Here is a 24,107-nt window from a genome sequence, read left to right as displayed (position 1 = left end):
GGCTGGCGCGCGCCTCGGGGCGGGCGGGGGCCTCGGCGATGTCCAGGGCGCGGCCGGAGCGGGCGACAATGTCGGTCAGCTCGTTGAGCGCCTTGATCTGCTCGGCGATCACGCGACGCATGGCGGCCGCCTGTTCCGAGGTCTCGCGCGGCAGCTCCAGCGCGCCGCGCCGCAGCTCCTGCCTTGTCGCTTCGAGTTCGCGCTGGATCTCCGCGCCCATGCCGCGCAGTTCCTGCGAAACGGCCTTGTAACGCTCGGTCGCCTGGGCGAACAGATGGTTCATCTCGCCCATGTTCTGCTCATAGGCGCTGGTCAGCGCGACCGAGGTGTTTTCACGCTCGCGCGCGGCGGCGTCGCGCAGCGCGTCGAACTGGCTGGTCATCGCGCCCGCCGTCGCGGCCGTGGCGTCGGTGAGGAAGCCGCCGACTTCACGGGCCTTGCCCTCCGCCTCGGCGAGCGTCTTGCCGATCGAGGCGGCGTAGCGTTCGAGGCGCTGCTCGAAGGCGTCCTGGCGCTGCTGCGCCTCGCCGTAAAGCGTTTGCAGGCTTTGCAGGCGCGCATCCAGCGCCGTGTCGATCTCGGCCTGCGTCTTGCGCATTTCTTCGAGCGAGTCCGCGAGGCCGGTGTTTTGCGATTTGAGGCCGCGCGCGGATTGCGCGAGCGAGTCGGCGCCTTGGCGCGCCGCATTGTCGAGCCGGTCGATTTCGCCGTCGAGCGCGTCGACCGCGCCGGTGAAGGCGCCGAGGCGCTCGCCGAGCTGCGAATCGTAGCGCCGCAGGCTGCCTTCGGCCTTGTCCACCACGCCGAGCAGGGCGCCGTGCGACTGGGCCATCGCCTCGACCAGACCGATCACGTCCTTCTTGATCCTGGCGTTGATCTCGGACAGCGCCTCGGTCATTTCCTGCTGCTTGCGGCCGAGTTCCGTGACGAGTTCGCCCGAGCGCTCATGCAGCACGCCCACGGCGGTCTGGCTGAAGTCGGCGATGCGCTGGGTGACTTCGCCGCCCCGCTCCTCCAGCAGTTCGATCAGCTTGAGGCCGCGCGTATCGTACCAGTCGTGCAGCTCTTCGGTGCGCAGGCGCAGGTCTTCGGCCAGGCCGCGTCCATCGCCTTCGAGCGTGGCCGCGAGCGCCGCGACGCGGCGGTCGATCTCCTCGCCCATTTCGCCGAGGCGGTTGACGACCTTGTCCTCGAAGGCGCCGGTCGTCGCCTCGATGGCGCCGATCTGGCTCCCGAGGGCGTCGGACATCTGCTCGGTGCGGGCGCGCAGCCTGGAATCGATCTCCTCGGCGCTGGCGGAGACCTTTTCCACGACCGCCGCGACGCGGTTGATGACCTTGTCCTCGAACAGTTCGACATGGCCGCCGAGATGGGCCGACACCTGCTCCGAGCGCAGCGACAGCACCTGATCGACCTTGTCGGCCTTGGCGGAGATCCGGTCGGCGGCGACGTCGGCGCGGGTGACCACCTTTTCCTCGAAGGCGTCGACATGGGCGGCGAGATTGGCGGAGATCTCGGCGGAGCGGGCGCCGAGCGCCGCTTCGGTCTCGTTGGCTTTCGCCGCGATCAGGTTGGCGGCCTCGTCGGCGCGCGCGAGCACCTTTTGCTCGAAGGCCTGGACATGGCCGCCGAGATGGGCGGCGATCTCGTCGGAACGGGCGCCGAGCGCCGCTTCGGCCTCGCTGGCCTTGGCGGCGATCTTGTTGGCGGCCTCGTCGGCGCGCAGGACGACCTTGTCCTCGAAGGCCTCGACATGGCCGCCGAGATGGGCGGAAATTTCGGCGGAGCGGGCGGCGAGCGCCGCCTCGGCCTCGCTGGCCCTGGCCGCAATCGTGCTGGCGGCCGCGCCGGCGCCGGCGATGATCCTGTCCTCGAAGTTCTCGATATGGGCGCCGATCCTGACCGCGAACTCGGCGGAGCGGGCGCCGAGCGCCGCTTCGGCCTCGCCCGCTCGCGCGGCGATCTTGTTGGCGGCCTCGTCGGCGCGGTTGACGACCTTGTCCTCGAAGGCCTCGACATGGGCGCCGAGATGGGCGGAGATCTCGCCGGAGCGGGCGGCGAGCGCCGCGTCGGCCTCGTTCGATTTCGTCGCGATCCGGTCGGCCGCCTGTTCGGCGCGGGCGATCACCTTCTCCTCGAAAGCGCCGACATGGGCGTCGAGATGGGCGGCGATTTCCATGGAGCGCGCCGCGAGCGCCGCTTCGGCGGCGTCGGCCTTGGCGGCGATCTTGTTGGCGGCCTCGTCGGCGCGGGTGACCACCCTGTCCTCGAAGGCCTCGACATGGGCGCCGAGCGCGGCGACGATGTCCCCGGAGCGGGCGCCAAGCGCCGCTCCGGCTTCGCTGGCGCTGGCGGCGATCTTGTTGGCGGCCTCGTCGGCGCGGGCGACCACCTTGGTCTCGAACGCCTCGACATGGGCGCCGAGATGGGCGGCGATCTGCTCGGAGCGGGCTGCGAGCGCGGCTTCGGCGAAGCCCGCCTTGGAGGCGATCTTGGCGGCGGCCTGGTCGGCGCGGGCGACCACCTTGTCCTCGAAGGCGGCCATCTGTTCGACGATCTGTTCGGAGCGGGCGGCGATGGTCGCGTCGGCGGCGTCGGCCCGCGCGGCGATCTTGTCGGCGGCCTCGTCGGCGCGGGCGACCACCTTGTCCTCGAAGGCGGCGATATGGGCGCCGAGATGCTCGACGATCCGTTCGGAGCGGGCGGCGATGGTCGCGTCGGCGACCCCGGCCTGCGCGACGATCTTGCCGGCGGCCACGTCGGCGCGGTTGACGACCTTGTCCTCGAAGGCTTCGACATGGGCGCCGAGATGGGCGACGATCTGCTCGGAGCGGGTGGAGAGCGCCGCCTCGACTTCGTCCGCCTTGGCGCCGATCCGGCCGGCGGCCTGGTCGGCGTGTTCGACGACCCTGGCCTCGAAATTCTCGACATGGGCGCCGAGCTGGGCGACCATCTGCTCGGAGCGGGCGGCCAGCACGGAATCGATTTCGCCGGTCTTGGTCCAGACCTCGCGGCCCGCCGCGGTCAGGCGGCTGACCACCTTGTCCTCGAACCGGCCGATCTGGGCGCCGAGCGTGTCCACCATCTGGGTGGAGCGCGCCGCCAGCGCGGCGTCGATCTCTTCGGTCCGCGACCAGACTTCACTGCCGACGGCGGCGAGCCGGTTGACCACCTTGTCCTCGAACTGGCCGATATGGCCGCCGAGATGGGCTGCGATTTCCTCGGCGCGCAGGCCGAGCGTGGTGTCGATGTCCCGCGCCTTGGCGGCGAGGTCGTCGGTGAGCGCGCTGGAGCGGCGCAGGATGATCTCGTCGAGTTCGCGCGCCTTGGAGTCGAGCGCCTTGCCGACCTCGCGGCCGCCTTCGCCCAGAACCTTGGCGATGTCGATGGCGCGTCCGGCCAGCGCGTCGTTGAGCTGGCGCGAGCGCGCCGACAGCCCGGCGTCGGCCTTGCCGATCAGGCCGTCCATGCTCTGGACCACCTGCTGCGTGCGTTCCCAGGCGGCGACTTCGAAACGTTCGAGCTGCTGGCCCAGCAGGTCCGCCGTGGCCTGGGCGCGTTCGCCCAGGCGCGCGTCCAGCGCGGCGCCATGGGCGCCCAACGTGGTCTCGACCAGGGCGAGGCGCTCGGCGATGGCGGCGCCGAGTTGCTGCGAATGGCCGCCAATGCGCGCCACCGCGCCCTCGCCCTGCTCGATCAGCACGGCCTCGAAGGCGCGCAGGTTTTCCGCCAGCGTCTGGCGCAAGACTTCGGTCTGGGCGCGGATGTGGTCGGCCGAGCTTTCGCCGCCGTCGCGCAGCAGGTTTTCCAGCGCCGCCAACTGGGCGACGAAATCGGCGTTGAGGCGCTCGGCGTGCTGGCCGAGACGCGAATGCGCTTCGGTGACGCCGGTCTCCACCTTGCTCTCGAAGCTCTGCAAGCTCGCGGAGATCTGCTGGGCCAGCCGCTCGGCGTGCTGGCCAATGCTGTTGGCGGTGTCTTCTCCGCCGCGTGAAAGCGTCCGTTCGAACGTGTCGAGCCGCTCGGACAGGGTCTCGTTGATGCGGTCGCCGTGGGTTCCGATGGCGGCCACCGCCTCGGAGGCGGTCTGGGCGAAGCGGGACTGGGCGTCGTCGAGCCGGACCACCAGCGTTTCGGAAGCCTGCGCCGCCTGCGCCGCGAACGTGCTGTCGAGCGCCTGCGTCTGCGCCAGCAGGGCGTTGAGCGTGCTCTCGGCGGTCGCCTCGAAATGCGTCTGCGCCGCGACGGTGCTGTCGGTCAGCGCCGCGCCCACTGTCCTTGTGGTGGCTTCGAGCGATTCGCGCAGCAGCGCGGCGCGCTGTTCGGCGTCGGCGATCACGTCGCCGGTCGCTTGCGCGAATTGCGACTGGAAGGTTTCAGCATGGACGGACAGCGCCGCCACATGCTGCTCGGTGAGGCCGGAAACGGTGGTCTCAAGCCGTTCGCCATGCGAGGCGATGGCCTCGACTGTTTGCTGGGCCGCAGCCCCGAACCGCGCCTGAAGTTCGCCGAACTTGTCGTCGAAGGCGTCGGTCTGGCTGGCGAGCGCCGACAGATGCTGTTGCGAGACGGCGACGACCGCGGCTTCCAGTTGCTGGCCCTGGCTGGAGATGGCCTCCACGGCCTGATGGGCGACCGTGCTGAACTTGTCCTGGAAGGCTTCGGCATGGCCGTCGAGCGCGGCCAGATGGCTTTGGGCGACGCTGGCGACCACGCTTTCGAGCTGTTGGCCGTGGCTGGCGATGCTCTCGACGGTCTGGCGGGCCGAAGTCCCGAACTGCGCCTGGAATTCGCCGAACTGGTCCTGGAACGCCTGGGTTTGGCCGACGAGCGCGGCCAGATGGCCCTGGGTGACGGTCGCGACCGTGGATTCCAGCCGGTCGCCCTGGCTGGCGATGGCCTCGACCGTCTGCTGGGCCGAAGCGCCGAACCGCTCCTGAAGTTGGCCGAATTTTTCGGTGAAGGCTTCGGTGTGGCCGGTGAGCGCGGCCAGATGGCTCTGGGTGGCGGCGGCGACGGTGGCCTCCAGACTTTCGCTGTGGCCGGAAATGGCGTCCACGGTCTGCTGGGCGGCGGCGCCGATCTGGTCCTGGAACGAGCGGGCGACCGCGGTGACGGTGGTTTCCAACTGTTCGCCGCGGCTGGCCACGCTGTCCACCGCCTGCCGGGCCGAAGCCTCGAACCGCTGCTCAAGTTCGCCGAACTGGTCGGCGAAGGTCTGGGTGTGGCTGACGAGCGTCGCCGCATGGGTCTGGGCGACGGCGGCGACCGTGGTTTCGAGTTGCTCGCCCTGGCTCAGCATCGCGTCGGCCACCTGCTGGGCGGCGGCGTTGAACTGGGCCTGGAACGACTGGGTGTGGCCGGCGAGCGACGCCAACTGGTCCTGCGTCGCGGCGGCGACCATGTGTTCGAGCCGCTCGCCATGACCGGCGATGGTCTCGATGGTGTTTTGCGCGGTGGAGCCGAATTGCTCGTGGAAGGCTTCGGCGTGGCCGGCGAAGGCGGCGAGCGTGTCGCCGGCGGCGGCGCCGAACTGCTCGTGGAAGGCGTTGGTCTGGTCGGTGAAGGCCGCCAGGGTCTGTCCGGCGGCGGAGGCGACGCTCGATTCGATCTGTTGCGCCTGCGCCTGGAAGGCCTGTTCGATCCGGGCGGTCTGGGCGGCGAGGCTGTCAGTCGTGGCGCCCGACACCCGCGCGAACGTGCTGTTGAGCTCGTCGGTCTTGGCGGCGAGGGTTTCGGCCGCTTCGCGGGTGGAGCCGTCCACGGCCGCGCGCAAAGCTTCGGTCCTGGCGGCAATGGTTTCGGTCGCGCCGCGCGCGGAGCCTTCGACGGCGGCGCACAGGGCTTCGGTCCGGGCGACGATGGTTTCGGCCGCGTCGCGGGTCGAGCCGTCAACGGCTGAGCGCAAGGCCTCGGTCTGGCCGGTGATGGTTTCCACCGCCTCGCGGGTGGAGCCGTCGACGGCGGCGCGCAAGGCTTCGGTCTGGACGGTGATGGTTTCCGCCGCGCTGCGGGTGGAGCCGTCGACGGCGGCGCACAGGGCTTCGGTTCGGGCCGAGATGGTCTCGACCGCTTCGCGGGTGGAGCTGTCCACCGCGGTGCGCAGGGCCTCGGTCTGGCCGGCGACCGCTTCGATGGTCTCGCCGGCGGCGCGGGCGAAGGTCTCGTTGAAGGCGCGGGTGTGGCCGGCGAAGGCGGTCAGGGTCTCGTCCGCCGCGACCACGAAGTTTTCGCGCAAGGACTGGGCATGGCCGGCGACGCCCTCGACCGTCTGCTGGCTGATCGCCGTATAGGTGTGGCCGAGCGTCTCGACGTGGTGGCTGAATTCCTCGACGGTGCGCTGCGCGGTTTCGCCGACCACGGCATGCAGGGCTTCGACGCGGGCGGTGAGGTCCGCGAGCGCCGCCTGGCTGGCGGCCGCGAATTCGCCGCCGCGCGCGCCGACCAGCGCCGCCAGCCGTTCGCCATGCGTGTTCAGCTCATGGGCCAACTGGCCGGTCTTTTCGTGGATGCGGGCGAGGAACTGGTCCGAGGCCTGCCGAAGGGCGGCGTCGGCCGCGTTCGAGCGCGCGTCGATCACCTGCGCGGTTTGCGCGCCATGCTGCTCGAACTTTTGCAGCAGGTTGCGGGCGCGGCCCTCCAGATCCGACATCAGCATTTCGCTGGTCTGGGCGAAGGCGCTCTGCACGTCGAGGCCCCGGGTCTCCAGGGCGTTGGCGATGCGATCGCCGGTCTGGTCGAGCAGGGCGGCCAGCGAGGTGGTGGCGGCCTCCAACTCGCCGGTGAGCGCGGCCTGCGCCGAGGTCAGCGCCGAGGAGACGCGATCGGCGTTGACGACGATCGATTCGCGCTCGCTGGACAATTCGTTGAGCAACACGCGGATGCGGCGCTCGTTTTCGCCATAGGTGCGCTCCAGCGAGGAGACTTCGGCGCGCACCATGCCCTCCAGTTCGCCGGCGCGGGCCAGCGCCCGCTCGATGCCGTCGCCCATGGAGGCGACTTCGCGGCGGATGGCCTGGCTCAGCGTCACCACATGTTCGGTGGCGAAGGTTTCCGGCTCGGCGAGGCGGATCGCCGCTTCCGCCATCGAGCGGGCGGTCAGGCGCATTTCCTGGGAGCGGCGCAGCACCAGCCCCATGGCGATGAAGAAGATCACCGGGCCGATCAGGGCGAACACGGCCAGCGCCGCCGCCGGGTTGAAGATGTTGCCGGCGAAGACCTCGCCCTTGGTGAAGATGGCGTAGCCGATCCACAGCCCCGCCCACAGCGCGGAGGCCAGCACCGCCACGGTGACGGAAGTGGAATCGGGCTTGGCCTGCATGCTTTGCAGCAACTGGCCGACGGAGGCGCGGTCGTCGTTGGCGGGGGCGCTTTCCGGCGACAGCGGCGCGCGCGGCCCGTCGTCCAGCGCGACATCCGGCGCGCGCGGCTCGCGGAGGTCGACGCCTCGCGCCGTCGGCAGTCCAAATTCCAGCTTGCCGGCTTCCTTGCCGGCTTCCTTCGGGGCTTCGCCGGCGGGCGCCGCCTTGCTGTCGGGTTCGGGGTGCAGCTTGAGGGCGTCCTCTATGGCCGTCAAGGCCGCCGCCGCCGGATCCTGAGCCGTGCTGGGATTGGACATGAAACTAACCTTTTATAAATCCGCCGCCCCCCTTGGCCACGCGACAGTAAAGACGCGCGGATTGCGGCAGTTAACCAAGCCGTACTCTACGCTTGGTCGCAAGCCTTGAAAACCGGAGCGGCGGCGCGATTTCGAAACGTCGTTAACGGAACATTCACCATGATCGGCGAAAGGCGCGCCAAACCCCGGAAAATAAGGCTTTCATCAGGTTTTAAAGGTCACGTTAAGCCTGATCAAAACCTGTGGATCGTACACAACGCGCCCTTTCGGGCGATTGTTTGGCGCGGTCGAAGGCGCTGTTGGGTCGGTCGAAGACGCTGTTGGCGCCGCGTTCGCGTAAATTGGGAGTTGAACATGGCGGTTACGGCAATGAGTCTCGCGCATGATGAACAGAACCGATCGGCCCCGTCCTGCCCCATCGATCTGGTGCATCTTTCGCGCCAGACCATGGGCGACCGCGCGCTCGAACATGAGGTGCTCGCCCTGTTCGAACGGCAAGCCAGCCACATCGGCGGCAAGCTGACGACGCTGGAGACGGGCGCCGACCATGTCGTGCGCGCCGATCTCGCTCACAAGCTCAAAGGGTCCGCGCGCGCTGTCGGCGCCTTCGCCGTCGCCAAGGCGGCCGAAAATTACGAACACAGCGCCCGCGCCGGCCTGATGCGGGCGATGGATTCGCGCCAGTTGCAGGAGGCGCTCGCGGAAGCCTTGGGCGCGCTGCGCGAATTGAACGGCTGATTTTTTCGCGCCGCCTTGAACCTTTTTCCATGACGCCGCGACCGATGGGCGTTCCGGGCGATCCCGGAACGCCGGAGTTCTCGGCCTTCGCCGCTCCGGCCAGACAGCCAAAGGAGCGCGTCATGTCTCACCTTCGCACTTTCATCTTCGCCGCCGGCCTGTCGCTTGCCGCCGCCGGCGCGGTTTTCACGCCGACCAACGCCCTGGCGTTCGGCCCGCACGGTCCGCATGGCGGCGGTCCCTGGGGCGGCCACGGCGGCTGGGGCCACCATGGTGGCGGCCATTGGGGTGGCGGCCATTGGGGCGGCGGTTGGGGCTATGGCCCGCGCTTCGTCTATGGCGGCGGCTGCTTCACCAGGCGCTATGTCAACCCGTGGGGCGAAATCGTCTATCGCCGCGTCTGCTATTGACCGAAGGGCGCTAAATAAAAAAATCGCGCAGCAGCGCCGCGAAACCCGGCGCATCCTCGACACAGGAGAGATGGGCGGCCTCCAGCCGCGCCAGCCGCGCCCCAGCGAGGCGCGCCAGATCCTCGCCCATGGCCGGCGGCGTCGAGCCGTCGGCCTCCCCGACGATGACCAAAATGTCCTTTTTCGCCGCCTCGGGCAGAATTTCGCGGAAATCGGCGTCGCGCAGGGCGGCGCAGCAGCCGGCGTAGCCGCCGGCGTCGCACGCGTCGAGCAGGGCCGCGATCCCTGCCGCGACGTCGGGATGCGCCTCGCGAAACGGCGCGCTCAACCAGCGCGGCACGATGCCCGGCGTCAGCGCGGCGACTCCCCCTTGCCGCACCGCCGCGATGCGTCCGTCCCAGGCCGCCGCGTCGGGCAGACAAGCCGCCGTATTGGCCAGAACCAGCTTGTCCAGCCGTTGCGGCGCGTTGACCAGCAACCATTGCCCGAGCAGGCCGCCCATCGACAGGCCGCAGAAATGCGCGCGCTCGATCGCCAGCGCGTCGAGCAGGCGCAGCAAATCGCCGCCGAGATCGGCGAGCGTGTATGGACCCGGCGGCTTCCAACTGCCGCCATGCCCGCGCGCGTCGAAGGCCAGACATTGAAACCGGTCGCGCAAGGCCGAGGCGACGCCGTCGAAAACGCTCAGATCGGCCCCGAGCGGATGCGCCAGCACGACGACCGGCGCCGTCTCCGGGCCGGACAGCACGAAATTCACCTCGGTCGCGCCGATCTGCATCCGGGACATGAAACCTCAAAAAAGTTTGAGCGCGCGAAAACTGGCGTGGCCGTTGCGGCCGATGATCAGATGGTCGTGGACGTTGACGCCGAGCGGCTTGGCGACGCTGACGATGGTCTCGGTCATCATGATGTCGGCGGAGGAGGGGGTGGGATCGCCCGAGGGGTGGTTATGCACCAGAATCACCGCGCTGGCGTTCAGCTCCAGCGCCCGGCGCACGATCTCGCGCGGATAGACGGGGGTGTGGTCCACCGTGCCGCGCCCCTGCACCTCGTCGGCGAGCAGGCCGTTCTTCTTGTCGAGGAACAGCACGCGGAATTCTTCCGTTTCGCGGAAAGCCATGGCCGAGCGGCAATAGTCGAGCACCTGCGCGAACGAGCCGAGCGTGAGCTTCTTCTTCATGCTCTCGCGCGCCAACCGCAGCGCGGCGGCCTCGACGATTTTCAAATCGGCGACCACGGAATCGCCGACATAATCGACTTCCTTGAGCCGCGCCGGGGCGGCGGCGACCACTTCGGCGAAGGAGCCGAACTTGGCGATCAGCGTTTTGGCGATCGGCTTGACGTCGCGCCGGGGAATGGCGCGAAACAGCAGCAGTTCCAGCAATTCGTAATCGGGCAGGGCGTCGGGGCCGCCCTGAACGAAACGTTCGCGCAGGCGCTCGCGATGACCGGCGTTCAGATTTTCTGGCGCCGGACTCTCGCTCATCCCGCGAGTCCATAGGGCGGGCAGTGCAGGCCTTTCGGCGAGGTGGTGAAGATCTCGCAGCCCTCGGCGGTCACGCCAATGGCGTGCTCGAACTGGGCGGACAGCGAGCGGTCGCGCGTGACGGCGGTCCAGCCGTCGGACAGGATCTTCACCGGCGCCTTGCCGAGATTGATCATCGGCTCGATGGTGAAGAACATGCCCTCGCGCAGCGGCGCGCCCTGGCCTTTTTGCCCGTAATGCAGAATGTTGGGCTCGTCGTGGAACAGTTTTCCCAGGCCGTGGCCGCAGAATTCGCGCACCACCGCGCAGCGCTCGCCCTCGGCGAAGCTCTGGATGGCCAGGCCGATGTCGCCGGTGGTGGCGCCGGGACGGACGACGGCGATGCCGCGCATGAGGGCCTCGTAGGTGACCTCGATCAGTCGCAGCGCTTTGCGCGGAACCTCGCCGATGCAGTACATCCGGCTGGAATCGCCGTGCCAGCCGTCGAGAATGTAGGTCACGTCGATGTTGACGATGTCGCCGTCGCGCAGCGGCTTGTCGTCGGGAATGCCATGGCACACCACATGGTTGATCGAGGTGCAGATCGACTTGCGGTAACCGCGATAGTCGAGCGGGGCGGGATAGGCGCCGCGATCCATGGCGAATTCATAGGCGAGCTTGTCGAGCGCATTGGTGGTGACGCCGGGCTGGGCGGCTTGCGCCATCAGGTCGAGCGCTTCGGCCACCAATTGGCCGGCTTTGCGCATGCCTTCGAAAGCTTCTGGCCCATGCAGACGAATCTGGCCGCTCTTGCGCCGGGGGTCGGCGTCGGCTTCGATAAAGGTCATCGTGACTCCAGCGGCGCCGGGGCGCCTGTTTTTCTAGCGCCAGATTTAGACTTTTTGCCGAAGCGCGCAAGACCGAAGGGCCGGGCCGTTCGTCGCATGGTTGGAGTTGGGCGCGCCGACTGCTAGAACCTCTTGCATGTTCGCTGCGTCAAACAACGACTTTTCGCCTTTCGGCGCTTATCGCCCGCGCGGCGTGCTGCGGCGACTGCTGGATTTTACCCGCAACGCCGGAACCAACTGGCTGGCGCAGCGCGCCGCGCTGCTGGCGCGTGGCGTCGGCCTGCGCCGCCTGCGCGCCGCGCCCGTGGACGTGACGGTCGAACCGCTCGCCGCCCAGATGCGGCTCTACCCCTATAATAACGCTTGCGAAAAACGGCTGCTGTTCACGCCGCAATATGTCGATCGCGACGAGCGCGCCTTCGTCGCGGCGCAGGTTCGCTCCGAAATGACTTTTCTGGACATTGGCGCGGGCTGCGGCGCGACCAGCCTGTTCGTCGCGTTGCGCACGGGACCGGGCGCGAAGATTCTCGCAGTCGAGCCGAATCCGACCCTGTTCGAGCGCATGGTGTTCAACCTGCGGCAGAACGACGCCCCTTCGGTCAAGGCGCTGGATTGCGCCGTGGCCGACACGGAAGGCGAGGCGGTGCTGTTCTTCAACCCTTACGACCTTTCGGAAAGCTCGATTCGCATGGTCAATGTCGAGGGCGGCGGCGGCCAGACCCGCGTGGCGGCGAAATCGCTGGCGACGCTCGCCCGCGACGAGGGCTTTGGCTCCATCGACCTGTTGAAACTCGACGTCGAGGGCGCCGAGGATCTGGCGCTGGAGCCTTTCCTGACCCAGGAGCCGGAAAATTTATGGCCGCGCGCGCTGATCCTGGCGTTTTCGCCGGGCAAGTGGGACGCCGACCTGCGCGGACTGCTGGACCAGCGCGGCTACCGCCGGATCGGGCGCAGCCGCTCCTATCTGTTCTACGAGCGAGATGACCCATGAGCGAAACAAGCCAAGAAACCGCCCAAAAGACCAAGCCATCGACCACATCATCGACCGCACAAGAGACCAAACAGGTCACCGCATCCGTCCTGGTGATCGGCGACGAAATCCTCTCGGGACGCACCCGCGACACCAACAGCGGCTATATCGCGAATTACCTCACCCAGATCGGCGTGACCTTGCGCGAAATCCGCGTGGTCGCCGACGACGAGGATGAAATCGTCGCCGCGATCAACGCTTTACGCGAAAAATACGATTATCTGTTCACCACCGGCGGCATCGGCCCGACCCACGACGACATCACCGCCGACGCGGTGGCCAAGGCGTTCGGGGTGGAGATCTCCGAAGATCCGCGCGCGATAAAATTGCTGCTGGAGCGGATCAAGCCGCAAGATCTGAACGCCGCGCGCCGCCGCATGGCGCGCATCCCGGCGGGCGCGGAACTGGTGGACAATCCGATCTCCAAGGCGCCCGGCTTCTGGATCGGCAATGTCATCGTGATGGCCGGCGTGCCCGCGATCATGCAGGCCATGCTCGACGGCGTCGCGCCCAGGCTTTCGCGGGGGGCGCCGATGATCTCCACCATGCTCGACACCCACGGCCTGCCCGAGGGCGCCTATGGCGAGGCCTTGGGCGCGCTCGCCAAAAAGCACGCGAGCGTCGCCATCGGCTCCTATCCGCGCTTGCAGGACGGGCGGTTCCTCAACCAGATCGTGCTGCGCTGCAAGGATCCGGCCGCGCTGGCGGCGGCGGAGAGCGAGGTCGCTACGCTGCTGGAGGAAACGGCGCAACGGCACAGCCTTTAAGCGCGCAGCCCCCGGACCCGAAGGATGGCGCCGCGCCTGAGGCGACGCGGCGAAATAACTGAATTGATGCCTTGTTTGCACTCTGGCCCCAAGGGTTCGCGCCCCTTCTCCCCTTGCGGGAGAAGGTGGCTCGCGCTGAAAGCGCGAGACGGATGAGGGGGCGCCAGCCGCAGAAAAACGCCGTTGTTCTTACGTTTGACCCCTCATCCGACCCTTTCGGGGCCACCTTCTCCCGCAAGGGGAGAAGGAGAACCGCAGCGCAATTGGCGCGTCTAATTCGCGGAATCTCCTAATCCACGTCCTCGACGCTGTCCGGGCCGCCGCCGTTGACCCGCTGCGCCAGCGCCGCCTCCATGAAGGCGTCGAGATCGCCGTCGAGCACGTCCTCGGGCGTGCCCGAAACCAGGCCCGTGCGCAGATCCTTGACCATCTGGTAGGGTTGCAGCACGTAGGAGCGGATCTGGTGGCCCCAGCCGACGTCGGACTTGCCGGCGTTGAGCTTGTCGGTCTCGGCCTGGCGCCGTTCGAGTTCCTGCTCGTAGAGTCTGGCGCGCAGCATGTTCCAGGCTGTCGCCCGGTTCTTGTGCTGCGAGCGCTCCATCTGGCAGGCGACGGCGATCCCCGAGGGGATATGGGTGATGCGGACGGCCGAATCGGTCTTGTTGATGTGCTGGCCGCCGGAACCGGAGGCGCGGTAGGTGTCGATGCGGCAGTCGCTTTCGTTGATCTGGATGTCGATGCGGTCGTCCACGACCGGATAGACCCAGGCCGACGCAAACGACGTATGGCGCCGGGCGTTGGAATCGAACGGCGAAATCCGCACCAGACGATGCACGCCCGATTCGGTCTTGGCCCAGCCATGGGCGTTATGGCCCTTGATCAGCAGGGTGGCCGACTTGATGCCGGCCTCGTCGCCCGACGTCTCCTCGATCAACTCGACCTTGAATTTTCGACGTTCGGCCCAGCGCGTGTACATGCGCAGCAGCATGCGCGCCCAGTCGCAGCTTTCGGTGCCGCCGGCGCCGGAATGGACTTCGATATAGGTGTCGTTGGCGTCGGCCTCGCCCGAAAGCAGGGCCTCGACCTGGCGGCGTTCGGCTTCCTTCTTGAGCGTCTTGAGCTGCTCGACGCCCTCGTCCTGCACGGACTCGTCGTCCTCCATCTCGCCGAGTTCAATCAGCGTGACGGCGTCGTCGAGGTCGTTTTCGAATTTTTTCAGCGTGCCGAGCCGGTCTTCGAGATCGGTGCGCTCGCGCATCAGTTTTTGCGCGGCTTCGGCGTCGTTCCAGAAATCCGGGTGTTCGGATTTGGCGTTCAGTTCAGCGAGGCGGCGTGTCGATTGATCGACGTCAAAGATGCCTCCTCAGCAGCCCGACTGACTGCTTGATCTCTTCTATAAGCGACACGGCTTCCGCGCGCATGAGCGATTCCCATCATGAATGAGGAGCGCCGTTCATAGGCGGGCGCAAGCGCGCTGTAAAGCGCGCACTCTTCAATCGAGAGGCAGGCCCGTCGCAGACGGGCCTGCGCGCTGTAAAGCGCGCACTCTTCAATCGAGAGGCAGGCCCGTCGCAGACGGGCCAGCGCGCTGTAAAGCGCGCACTCTTCAAACGAGAGGCTGGCGCGTCGCAGACGGGCCAGCGCGCTGTAAAGCGCGCTCTCTTCAGTTGAGAAGCTGGCCCGTCGAAGACGGCCGCGACATGCGTGCGCGGAAAGACTCAGATCTTGCGCACCGCCGCCAGAAACTCCCCGACTATGCCGGAGACGCGGCCGGTTTCCGTGTCCATGCGCGAAATGGCGCCGGCGGCTTCCCGCGCGGCGGAGAGCGTTTCGTCGGCGGAATTGGACACGCCCGAGATGGTCCGCGACACCGCGCCGGCGCCGTCGGAGGCCCGCTGCACGCTATGGGCGATATTGGCGGTCGAAACCGATTGTTCTTCCACCGCCGCGGCGATCACCGCCGCGATATGGCTCATTTCGGCGATGCGCCCGTTGATCTGGTCCATGGCCAGCACCGCCTCGTGGGTCGCGGCTTGCACGGCGTTGATCTGGCTGCCGATCTCCTCGGTGGCCTTGGCTGTCTGGCTGGCGAGATGCTTGACCTCGATGGCGACGACGGCGAAGCCGCGCCCGGCTTCGCCCGCCCGCGCCGCCTCGATGGTGGCGTTGAGCGCCAGCAGGTTGGTCTGGCTGGCGATGGCGTTGATCATGTTGACGATTTCGCCGATGCGCGCCGAGCTTTCGGCGAGGCCGCGCACCTTGGCGCTGGCGCCATTGGCGTCGCCGGTGGCGAGATCGGCGAATTTGCGCGATTGATCGACCTGGGTGGCGATCTCGCGGATCGAGGCGGTCAGTTCGTCGGCGGCCTGGGCGACGCTGCGCACATTGTCGGCTGTTTCGGCGGTGGTCCCGGACACGGCGGCGGCGCGGTCGCGCGTCCGCTCCGCCTCGGCGGCCAGCTTTCGCGCGGTGTCGCCGATGCTGTTTCCCACCTGATTGACGATTCCGAGCATGCGCGAGATGTCGCCGTCGAACCGGTCGGTGAGCGAGGCGACGGCGTTTTCGCGCGCCTGCCGCTTGCCTTCGCGCTCGGTGAGATCGATGATGCAGCAGTAAGTCACATTGGGGTCGACGCGCGACCGGATGAGTGTGACCTGCGCCGGGAAGACCTCGCCGTTGGAGCGCTGATGCAGCCAGTCGAACCGGTGCGATCCCTTGGCGCTGGCTTCCCGCAACATGCGCAGGCACTTGGTCTGCGAGGCCTCGCCATCGGCCTGCGCCGGCGGCGAAATCATCTGGGGCGTGATCGTCTTGACCGAGATCGTGTTCGACAGGCCGAAAATGCGCGCCGCCGCATCATTGCAAGCGATGAACCGCTCGCCATCCATCGTCAGGATCGCGTCGGGAGAAACATGGAAGAAATCGCGCTCGATCTCCGCCACGCGATCATGAGTCTTGCGGAACAAACCGGCCATGTCGTCTCCAAACCTGCGCGTCGCGCACCCGCAAGGCGGGCGCGATCAGATGGGCGCAACCTGGGCGAGAATGGTTAACAGGCTCTGAAGCTCTGGCCCCGCCGGGGGGGGCGGGGCGACAATTTTCGGTTATCGTGGATCGCGCGCGCCTTGGCTCCGGCGTCAGTAAAGTCCGCCGGTTCCGCCGCCGACCTGGCTGTCGTTGGCCGGTTCGGCGCGTCCGCCGCCGCCCCCGCCGGAGCCGGCGTATGAGTCGGGCGGCGCGGTGCCGGGCTTGAAGGCCTCGAGGATCGATCCCTGGCCGGACGAGCGCAGGCCGCTCCTCACATCCACCGAAATCAGCTTGATTCCCGGCGGGACGCGGAACGGGGTGTCCGACTTGCTGGCCAGCGCCATTTTCATGAAATCGCGGAAAATCGGCGCGGCATAGGTCGCGGCCTGCGCGGCCTCGCCGAGCGAGCGCGGCTTGTCATAGCCGATGTAGACGCCGACCGCGAGATCGGGCGAATAGCCGATGAACCACAGATCCTTGGCGTCGTTGGTGGTGCCGGTCTTGCCGGCGAGATGCTTGCCGACGTCCTTGACGCTGACGCCGGTGCCGCGCTGGATCACGCCTTCCATGATCGAGGTGATCTGGTAGGCGGTGAGCGGGTCGAGCACCTGCTCGCTCTTGTCCACGAGCTTGGGTTCGTTGTCGGGCGAGAACCGATCCGCGTCGCAGCCAAGGCATTCGCGCTCGTCGTGCCGATAGATGGTGTGGCCCCAGCGGTCCTGGATGCGGTCGATCAACGTCGGCTTGATCTGTTTGCCGCCATTGGCGAACATCGAATAGCCGGTGACCATGCGCATCACCGTGGTTTCGCCGGCGCCGAGCGACATCGAGAGGTACGGCGCCATATTGTCATAAATGCCGAAGCGCCGCGCGGTCTCGACGATCAGGGGCATGCCGATGTCGCGGGCGAGGCGAACCGTCATCAGGTTCTTGGAATGCTCGATGCCGTAGCGCAAAGTGTGCGAGCCGTAATTGCCCTTCTCGAAATTTTCCGGAGTCCACGTTTCCCCGCTCGGCAGGGTGATCGTGATCGGCTCGTCTTGCAGGATGGAGGAGGGGGTGTAGCCATTATCCAGCGCGGTGGCGTAAACGAACGGCTTGAACGACGAGCCGGGCTGGCGCTGCGCCTGGGTGGCGCGGTTGAAGGAGGACTGGTCGAAGGAGAAGCCGCCGACCATGGCGAAGACGCGGCCGGTGAACGGGTCCATCGCCACGATGGCGCCGGAGATTTCCGGAATCTGCCGCAGCCGCACCTGGCCGGGCTTGCCCTCGATCGGCTCGACGAAGATCACGTCGCCGACGGCGAAAGCCTGTTTCAGCCGCTTGCGCACGAAGCGGGCGTTGTCGGCCGACAGCGTCGCGGTTTCGCGGTTGCGTCCGACTTCGCCGGATTTTTCCTTGACCGGCTGCAAGCCGACGCGCAGCGCGGACTCGCCCGCGTCGAGCACCACGGCGAGCCGCCAGGGCGTGACATCGCCGAGCGGCGCCACGTCCGCGAGCGCCGGGCCCCAGTCGCCGCCGATCGCGATCTGCTTGTAGGGGCCGCGATAGCCGTGGGCCTCGTCGAACCGCACCAGACCATCGACCAGCGCCTTGCGCGCCATCAATTGCATTTTCGGGTCGAGCGTGGTGCGCACCGACAGGCCGCCCTCGTAGAGCTTTCTGTCGCCGTAGCGGTCGTTCAGCTCGCGGCGCACTTCTTCGACGAAATAGCCGGCGGCGAAGGAGTTCGCGGAAACATTGCGCGGCGTCACCACCAGCGGCTCGGCCCTGGCGGCGTCGCCGTCGGCGCGCGCCACATAGCCGTTTTCGACCATGCGGTTGATGACGTAGTTGCGGCGCTCCAGCGCGGCGTCATGGTTGCGCCACGGATTGTAATTGTTGGGGGCCTTGGGCAGGCCGGCGAGATAGGCGGCCTCGGCCAGCGTCAGCTCCTGCACCGACTTGTCGAAATAGTTCAGCGCCGCCGCCGCGATTCCATAAGAGCCGAAGCCGAGATTGATCTTGTTGAGATAGAGTTCGAGAATCCGGTCCTTGCTGTAGGTCTGCTCGATGCGCAGGCTGAGCAGCGCCTCCTGGATCTTGCGCTCGAACGAGCGCTCCGGCGTCAGCAGGAAGTTTTTCGCGACCTGCTGGGTGATGGTGGAGGCGCCCTGCATGCGCTTGTTGCCCTCGAGCAGCACCTTGACCGCGCGCAACATGCCTTCCGGATCGATGCCGTTATGGCTGTAGAAATTCTTGTCCTCGGCCGAGATGAAGGCTTCCTTCACCAGCTTGGGAATGGCGTTGGAGGGAATGTAAAGCCGCCGCTCGTGGGCGTATTCGGCGACCAGCGAACCGTCGGCGGCGTGGACGCGCGTCATCACCGGCGGTTCGTAGTCCTTCAACTGGGTGTGGTCGGGCAGATCCTTGGAATAGGTGTAGACCAGCCCGCCGACGGCGATCGCGCCAATGATGAAGACGATCGCGCCCGCCGCGAACAGAAAGGCGAAAAAGCGGGCGAACATGCGCATCCAACATTCCCTTCAACACGAAAATCCGGGTCGACACAAAACCCCCGGCGCTCGGCGAGGCATGGACCAGATGCGAGCGGCTATAACATCGCGGACGCGCGACGGCCATGTGAAAATAGGCAAGTTTTCGAGCCGAAGCGTGAGGCCCGCAGAAATCGCGCGCTTTTGTGTCGCTTTGAGGGCGAGAGGGAAACTATATTCTTCCGCGCATGGTCCCGACAGCCGGCGGGCGCGGCGAACCCGAATGCGCCGATCCGGCGCATCAAGGCTCGCGCGGCTGGGCCAAGTTGGCTGGGGTCAAGCCGGCGGGCGCGGATGACGCCCCTTGATACGTCCCTTGCGACGCCCCTTGAGGCCGGTTCTTGAAGAAATCGTCGATGGCCAGCGCGGCCTGGGCGGCGGCCTTCTCGCGCCATTGCGGCGAGTTCAGCTCCGCCGAATCCTCCGAGCTGGAGAGATAGCCCAGCTCCATCAGCACCGAAGGCACGTCAGGCGCCTTGAGCACCACGAAGCCGGCGAAGCGCCGGGGATTCTTGTTGAGCGTGGCCGCGATCTTCCAGCGTTCGCTGAGATATTTTGCGAAGACGTTTGAATAAGCGCGGGTTTCCCGCCGCGTCAGATCGAACAATATGTCGTTGACCTCGCCGGCCTGCTCCCGCGCCTCCACGCCAGCGAGCGCATCCGCCTGGTTTTCGCTTTCGGCGACCCGCGCGGCTTCGGAATCGGAGGCGCGCTCGGACACGGTATAGACCGTCGCGCCATGCACCTTCGCCGAGGCGCCGCGCAGCGAATCGGCGTGCAGCGAGACGAACAGGGCCGCGCCGAGTTTCCGGGCGATTCGCACCCGCTCCTGCAAGGGCACGAAAGTGTCGTCCTCGCGGGTGAAGGCGACGCGGTAGCGCCCGCTCGCCCGCAACGGCTCCGCCAGGGCCTTGGCGAAATCGAGCACCACAGTCTTTTCGACGGCGTCGCCGCCCCTGGCGCCGGCGTCCACGCCGCCATGGCCGGGATCGAGCACGATCAGCGGTTTGGCGTCGAGGCGCGTCGCGTCTTGAGCGCGCGGGAGCTCTTGAGCGGGCGGCGCGATGGCGCCGGTCGCGTCGCGCGCGTCTTGCGCCTGCCTGTCGGCGCCGGCGTGGGCGGCGGCGTGGAAGGCCGCCGCGTCCGTCGGCTTGATCGCAAGCGTCAAGGTCGCGACTCCGTCTTTTTGGCCCTTGGTCTGGCCCTCGTCTTGAACGCAGGAGGCGGAAAAGTCCGATGGCCCGGGCAGATCGACGATGATGCGCGACTTGCCCGCCGAAAGCCGGCCGAACCGGTAGGACAGGGCCGGGTCCGGCGCTGGACTCGAAGCGTGGCTCGCGCCTCGGGCATGGTGGCGGCGCCTGGGCGCGTCGCGGGCGGGATCGCCGTGGCTGGGATCGATCAGGAACTTGACCTCGGGCAGATCGACCACGGCGCGCGCGGGTTGGTCGAGCACATAGGCCTGGGGCGCCACGCAGGCGTTGAGCGTGAAAACCAGCCTCGTCTGGCGTCCGCCGGCGACGTCCGCTGTCTCGACGCGCACCTCATAGGCGGCGACAGGGTCGGTCTTCGCCGCGACGCCTTCCCCGCGCGCCCCGCCGGCGGCCAGCCCGGCCGCCAGCAATGCCACGCACGCGCGACCCATGGCGCCAAGTTTGGGCGAAAATCTCTGCAAGGCTCTCATCATTCGTGGAGGGGAATATCCGTGGAAAGCAATGCGCGACGCCCGCGCGCGCAATTCAGAGCATGAAAGGGTTAACAATCCTTAACGAAGCTTGCGGCGACCGGCGCGGCCTTCCGCGTCGCGGGAACTTGCCAAGGACGCATGCGACCATTACATAGCATATGTTCGGCGGCGCGAGACAAAGAGTCGCAGCGCCGGATTCGAATGGGTTTCCCGTCTGGCAGGCGTTCCGGCATGTCCGTCAAGCAAGACGGCCCGGATTTTCCGCGAGGCGGAGGGTTTTTCGCGCGCGAATGCGACGGAGGCGTCGTTGGCGCCGCGTGGGAAACCGACTGTGTTTAATCGTCCGCCCAAGGCCATCCTGGATCCGTGGGCGCGGAACTCGAAGATGCTCCGCCGCCAAGGTCTTTACAGGGCTGGGGCGCGGTTATTTGCAAAGGTTTGCACGTGGCGACGCCAAACCTTCGGGGCGGAGACCTTCTCCGCGCGAAGACAGAATCGGGAAAGGGCCAGCGCGCTTCGACACGCCGCGCCTTCGTACGATTCGGCGCGCCTCGGGCTGATGTCCAAGATTTTTCTGTCTACCAACAATGCCCCACACCGTCCCGCGTCGGGCGCCGCGCTTCGCTTTTTGCGAAATTCACGGCCGCTTCGGCGTGGACGTTTCCTTCCTCCACATCCAATCCTTCCTCCACATCCAAGAGCATGGCGCGCCAGATTTGGCGCGGCGCCGCGCGCGCGGCGGGACCGGTCGACTCGAAAAGTTCGAGTCCCGTCCTGCGCGCAACGCAAGCGGCCAGCCTGAGCGGCGCCATGGAATCAAGAGTTCGCAATGGCCAACAAAATGCTGATCGACGCCTCCCACCCCGAAGAGACGCGGGTGGTGGTGCTTCGAGGAAATAGAGTCGAGGAATTCGATTTCGAGTCCGCCTCCAAGAAACAATTGCGCGGAAACATCTATCTGGCGAAAGTCACGCGGGTCGAACCCTCGTTGCAGGCCGCCTTCGTGGAATATGGCGGCAACCGCCACGGCTTCCTCGCCTTCAGTGAAATCCACCCGGATTACTACCAGATCCCGCACTCCGACCGACTCGCGCTGCTTGAGGAGGAATCCCGCGCCCACCGCGAGGAGGACGAAGAGGAAAGCCCGCGCCGCCGCAGCCGCCGCAACCGTCGCGGCTCGGAAAAGCGCCGCACCGACGAGCGCGTGACCGGCGAAGTTGATGAGGCCGACGAGGGCGCGACCGAATACGGCTCCGTCGAAGACCATTTGGGTGACGTCGGCGCCGAAACCAACGGCGCGGAAGAGGGCGCCGAACCAAACCTGGTCGAAACCTTGGCCGCCGAGCCGGCGCCGTCCGCGCCGGAGGAAAACGCGCCCTTCGCCGCCGAGGCCGCGCCGGTTGAAGCGCCGTCCGTCGAGACCGAGGTGGAAGCCGCCGCCGAACCGGCGCAAGACTCCCCCGTCGCCGAGGCTCCGGCCGAAGTCGAGGTCCAGGCCGAAGCGCCGGCCGTCTTGGTCCCGCCCTTCTTCCACGATCCCGAAGGCTTCGCCGTGGTCGAGGAGAAGGACCGTCTGGCCGCCGAATCCGACGCGGATGACTCCGAGACCGCGGAAGACTCCGAGACCGCAGACGATTCCGAGACCGATGACGTCGTCACGGCCGAGCGCCCCGCGCGGGTCGAGGAGGCGCCGGCGTTCGAGCCGCTCTCCGACGAAGGCGAACCGGGCGACGACGACAGCGCCGACCACGAGGAAGAGGAAGGCGTCGAGCAACTTGGCGGCGACGCCATGGACGAGACGCCCTATCGCGCCCCCCGTCTGCGCCGCCAGTACAAGATCCAGGAAGTGATCAAGCGCCGCCAGGTGCTCTTGATCCAGGTCGTCAAGGAAGAGCGCGGCAACAAGGGCGCGGCGCTGACCACCTATCTGTCGCTGGCCGGCCGCTATTCCGTCCTGATGCCCAACACCGCGCGCGGCGGCGGCATTTCGCGGAAAATCACCGACACCGGCGACCGCAAGCGGCTCAAGGAGATCGCGGGCGAGTTGGAGGTGCCGGACGGCATGGGCGTGATTTTACGCACAGCTGGGGCGGCTCGGACGAAGCAGGAGATTCAGCGCGACTTCGAATATCTGATGCGCATGTGGGAGCAGGTGCGCGAACTCACCTTGACCTCCAGCGCCCCGGCCCTGGTCTATGAGGAGGGGTCGCTGATCAAGCGCGCCATTCGCGATCTCTACAGCAAGGAGATCGACGAGGTGGTGGTCGCCGGTGAGCCCGGCTATCGCGAGGCGCGCGATTTCATGCGCCTGCTGATGCCGAGCCACGTCAAGAACGTCGCCGCCTATCGCGATCCCCAGCCGATCTTCGCCAAATGGGGCGCGGAATCGCAGCTCGACGCGCTGTTCCACAATCAGGTGACGCTGCGCTCGGGCGGTTATATCGTCATCAACCAGACCGAGGCCCTGGTCGCCATCGACGTGAACTCGGGCCGCTCGACCCGCGAACACAATATCGAGGACACGGCGCTGCGCACCAATCTGGAGGCGGCGGACGAAGTCGCGCGCCAGTTGCGCCTGCGCGATCTCGCCGGCCTGATCGTGGTCGATTTCATCGACATGGAGGAGAGTCGCAACAACCGCTCGGTCGAGCGCCGGCTCAAGGAAGCGCTCAAGGACGATCGCGCCCGCATCCAGGTCGGCCGCATCTCGCATTTCGGTCTGCTGGAAATGTCGCGCCAGCGCATCCGCACCGGCGTGCTGGAAGGCTCGTCTATCATTTGCCCGCATTGCGCCGGCGCCGGCACGGTGCGCAGCACCTCCTCGGTCGCGGTCCATGTCATCCGCGTGCTTGAGGATGCGCTGATCAAGAGCGCCACCCACAATGTCATCCTGCGCACCCGCACCGACATCGCGCTTTATATCCTCAACCAGAAGCGCGCGCTGCTGCGGCTGATCGAGGAGCGCTTCGGCGTCTCCGTGATCGTCGAGGCCGACGACACCCTCACCGGCGGCGCCTATCACGCGCTGGAGCGCGGCGAACCGGCCGATCCCTTGCGGCGCTTCGATCCGCGCCGTCCGCTGGAGGAGCCGGAGCCGATCGGCGAAGCTGAGACCGAAGCCGAATTCGACGAGGAGCAGACCGAAGCGCCCGAGGTCGAGGTGGGCACAGCCGAGGAGCGCGAGGAGGCTGAAAACCGCCGCCGTCGCCGCCGTCGGCGCGGACGGGGCCGCGGCGAATCGTCGATCGAGGCCAATGCGCCGCAGCCCTCCGACGAGGGCCTGAGCATGATGGCGCGGATCGGCGGCGACATGATGACGCCGGCCGAGGACCGCCCCGCCGAGGTACAGGGCGAGGGCGAGGAGTCTGACGGCGCCCGCGAAGAGGGTCGGCGCGGTCGGGGCCGCTGGCGTCGGCGCGGCCGGGGTCGTGGCGGCGAAGTCAGCGATTTCTCGGGTGATTGGCGCCCGAGCGGCCAGGAAGCTGGCGCCGAGCCCGGAGCGGAAGCTGGAGCCGAGGCGAGCGAGGGCGAAGCGGTCGCGACCGCATGGGCTGCGAACGACGACGCGCGCGCGGCCTTCGAAGGCGAACCCGCCCCGGTGACGAACGAACCGCAGGGCGAACCGGTCGAGCCGAGCGCGCCGCTGGAAACCGTACACTTGGAACCCGCGCCGCTGGAAACCGCACAGTTGGAACCCGCGCACCTGGAACCCGCGCTTCCGGAAATCGCGTCGGCCCCCGAAGCCGCCGCTTCGGAGGTTTCGTCAGCGCCCCAAGCCGCGCCCGCCGAAGCTCCGACGGAACAGGTGGCGGAAGAGAAGCCGGTTCCGACTCAACCCGAACTGCCGGTGATCACGGCGGCCGACCCCGCCGCGCCCAAGCGCTCGGGCTGGTGGTCGCGGGCCAAGGCCAGTCTTTCCGGAAAGTAACAGCAACGGGCCGCGCAAGCGGCCCGTTTCATTTATACGCTCTTGTCAGGAACGG

At 67.3% G+C, this 24,107-nt stretch carries 13 protein-coding genes; 5 read left to right on the top strand and 8 right to left on the bottom strand.

Annotated features, from left to right (window positions below):
- A partial coding sequence (locus tag CCR94_RS15525; protein ID WP_146090026.1) for an apolipoprotein A-IV repeat region-like domain-containing protein occupies positions 1–7,618 on the bottom strand: 7,618 nt, incomplete at its 3' end.
- A gap of 354 nt (positions 7,619–7,972) precedes the next feature.
- Between CCR94_RS15525 and CCR94_RS15520 the strand changes: the two genes are divergently transcribed.
- Complete coding sequence (locus CCR94_RS15520; RefSeq protein WP_146090025.1) at positions 7,973–8,356, top strand: Hpt domain-containing protein; 384 nt, start codon at positions 7,973–7,975, stop codon at positions 8,354–8,356.
- A 122-nt stretch (positions 8,357–8,478) separates the two neighbouring features.
- Positions 8,479–8,766, top strand: a complete 288-nt coding sequence (locus CCR94_RS15515; protein ID WP_104508764.1) for a sulfur globule protein precursor — start codon at positions 8,479–8,481, stop codon at positions 8,764–8,766.
- Positions 8,767–8,776: 10 nt separating this feature from the next.
- Here the strand turns inward: CCR94_RS15515 and CCR94_RS15510 are convergent, their stop codons facing one another.
- The 3 genes from CCR94_RS15510 to map are packed head-to-tail and all read right to left on the bottom strand — an operon-like array spanning position 8,777 to position 11,079.
- Positions 8,777–9,553: an alpha/beta fold hydrolase gene (locus tag CCR94_RS15510; RefSeq protein ID WP_104508761.1), complete on the bottom strand. Its 777-nt coding sequence runs from the start codon at positions 9,551–9,553 to the stop codon at positions 8,777–8,779.
- A gap of 6 nt (positions 9,554–9,559) precedes the next feature.
- The gene (gene radC, locus CCR94_RS15505) at positions 9,560–10,252 is read right to left on the bottom strand and encodes a RadC family protein (protein WP_104508760.1); all 693 of its coding nucleotides are present in this window, start codon (positions 10,250–10,252) and stop codon (positions 9,560–9,562) included.
- On the bottom strand, positions 10,249–11,079 hold the full coding sequence (map, locus tag CCR94_RS15500; RefSeq protein WP_104508759.1) for a type I methionyl aminopeptidase: 831 nt from the start codon (positions 11,077–11,079) through the stop codon (positions 10,249–10,251). Before map ends, radC begins: the two co-directional genes overlap by 4 nt.
- 136 nt (positions 11,080–11,215) lie before the next feature.
- On the opposite strand from map, the gene CCR94_RS15495 reads away from it, so the two are divergent.
- A complete protein-coding gene (locus CCR94_RS15495; protein WP_104508758.1) occupies positions 11,216–12,070 on the top strand; it encodes an FkbM family methyltransferase in 855 nt (284 codons plus the stop codon).
- Positions 12,067–12,876, top strand: coding sequence for a competence/damage-inducible protein A (locus CCR94_RS15490; RefSeq protein WP_104508757.1), 810 nt, complete (start codon positions 12,067–12,069; stop codon positions 12,874–12,876). Before CCR94_RS15495 ends, CCR94_RS15490 begins: the two co-directional genes overlap by 4 nt.
- 289 nt (positions 12,877–13,165) lie before the next feature.
- On the opposite strand, the gene prfB is transcribed toward CCR94_RS15490, so the two are convergent.
- The 4 genes from prfB to CCR94_RS15470 form a co-directional block, all read right to left on the bottom strand.
- Positions 13,166–14,297, bottom strand: a protein-coding gene (prfB, locus tag CCR94_RS15485; protein WP_104508756.1) for a peptide chain release factor 2 whose coding sequence is annotated in 2 segments (ribosomal slippage) — positions 13,166–14,227 and positions 14,229–14,297 — 1,131 coding nt in all. Because the reading frame shifts where the segments join, the coding sequence is not laid out codon by codon here.
- Positions 14,298–14,594: 297 nt separating this feature from the next.
- Positions 14,595–15,851, bottom strand: coding sequence for a methyl-accepting chemotaxis protein (locus tag CCR94_RS15480; protein WP_104508755.1), 1,257 nt, complete (start codon positions 15,849–15,851; stop codon positions 14,595–14,597).
- 162 nt (positions 15,852–16,013) lie between these two features.
- On the bottom strand, positions 16,014–18,416 hold the full coding sequence (locus CCR94_RS15475) for a penicillin-binding protein 1A (protein ID WP_104508754.1): 2,403 nt from the start codon (positions 18,414–18,416) through the stop codon (positions 16,014–16,016).
- A gap of 262 nt (positions 18,417–18,678) precedes the next feature.
- Positions 18,679–20,112 carry an N-acetylmuramoyl-L-alanine amidase gene (locus tag CCR94_RS15470; protein ID WP_158254781.1) on the bottom strand — a complete coding sequence of 478 codons (1,434 nt, stop codon included), beginning with the start codon at positions 20,110–20,112 and terminating at the stop codon, positions 18,679–18,681.
- 841 nt (positions 20,113–20,953) lie between these two features.
- Between CCR94_RS15470 and CCR94_RS15460 the strand changes: the two genes are divergently transcribed.
- Entirely contained in the window at positions 20,954–24,052 is a 3,099-nt protein-coding gene (locus CCR94_RS15460; protein WP_104508751.1) for an Rne/Rng family ribonuclease, read from the top strand.
- Positions 24,053–24,107: the final 55 nt, after the last annotated feature.

The organism is Rhodoblastus sphagnicola, assembly GCF_002937075.1.
Taxonomy (GTDB): domain Bacteria; phylum Pseudomonadota; class Alphaproteobacteria; order Rhizobiales; family Beijerinckiaceae; genus Rhodoblastus; species Rhodoblastus sphagnicola.
The sequence above is the reverse complement of the archived record's forward strand: the minus strand, read 5'-3'. Positions and strand labels throughout refer to the sequence as shown.

What these genes read in the sequence shown, in the direction of transcription:
- CCR94_RS15520 (WP_146090025.1), top strand. Translation starts at nt 7,973, where the DNA reads ATGGCGGTTACGGCAATGAGTCTCGCGCATGATGAACAGAACCGATCG.
- CCR94_RS15480 (WP_104508755.1), bottom strand. Translation starts at nt 15,851, where the DNA reads ATGGCCGGTTTGTTCCGCAAGACTCATGATCGCGTGGCGGAGATCGAG.
- CCR94_RS15490 (WP_104508757.1), top strand. Translation starts at nt 12,067, where the DNA reads ATGAGCGAAACAAGCCAAGAAACCGCCCAAAAGACCAAGCCATCGACC.
- CCR94_RS15510 (WP_104508761.1), bottom strand. Translation starts at nt 9,553, where the DNA reads ATGTCCCGGATGCAGATCGGCGCGACCGAGGTGAATTTCGTGCTGTCC.
- map (WP_104508759.1), bottom strand. Translation starts at nt 11,079, where the DNA reads ATGACCTTTATCGAAGCCGACGCCGACCCCCGGCGCAAGAGCGGCCAG.
- CCR94_RS15495 (WP_104508758.1), top strand. Translation starts at nt 11,216, where the DNA reads ATGTTCGCTGCGTCAAACAACGACTTTTCGCCTTTCGGCGCTTATCGC.
- CCR94_RS15515 (WP_104508764.1), top strand. Translation starts at nt 8,479, where the DNA reads ATGTCTCACCTTCGCACTTTCATCTTCGCCGCCGGCCTGTCGCTTGCC.
- CCR94_RS15475 (WP_104508754.1), bottom strand. Translation starts at nt 18,416, where the DNA reads ATGCGCATGTTCGCCCGCTTTTTCGCCTTTCTGTTCGCGGCGGGCGCG.
- radC (WP_104508760.1), bottom strand. Translation starts at nt 10,252, where the DNA reads ATGAGCGAGAGTCCGGCGCCAGAAAATCTGAACGCCGGTCATCGCGAG.
- CCR94_RS15460 (WP_104508751.1), top strand. Translation starts at nt 20,954, where the DNA reads ATGGCCAACAAAATGCTGATCGACGCCTCCCACCCCGAAGAGACGCGG.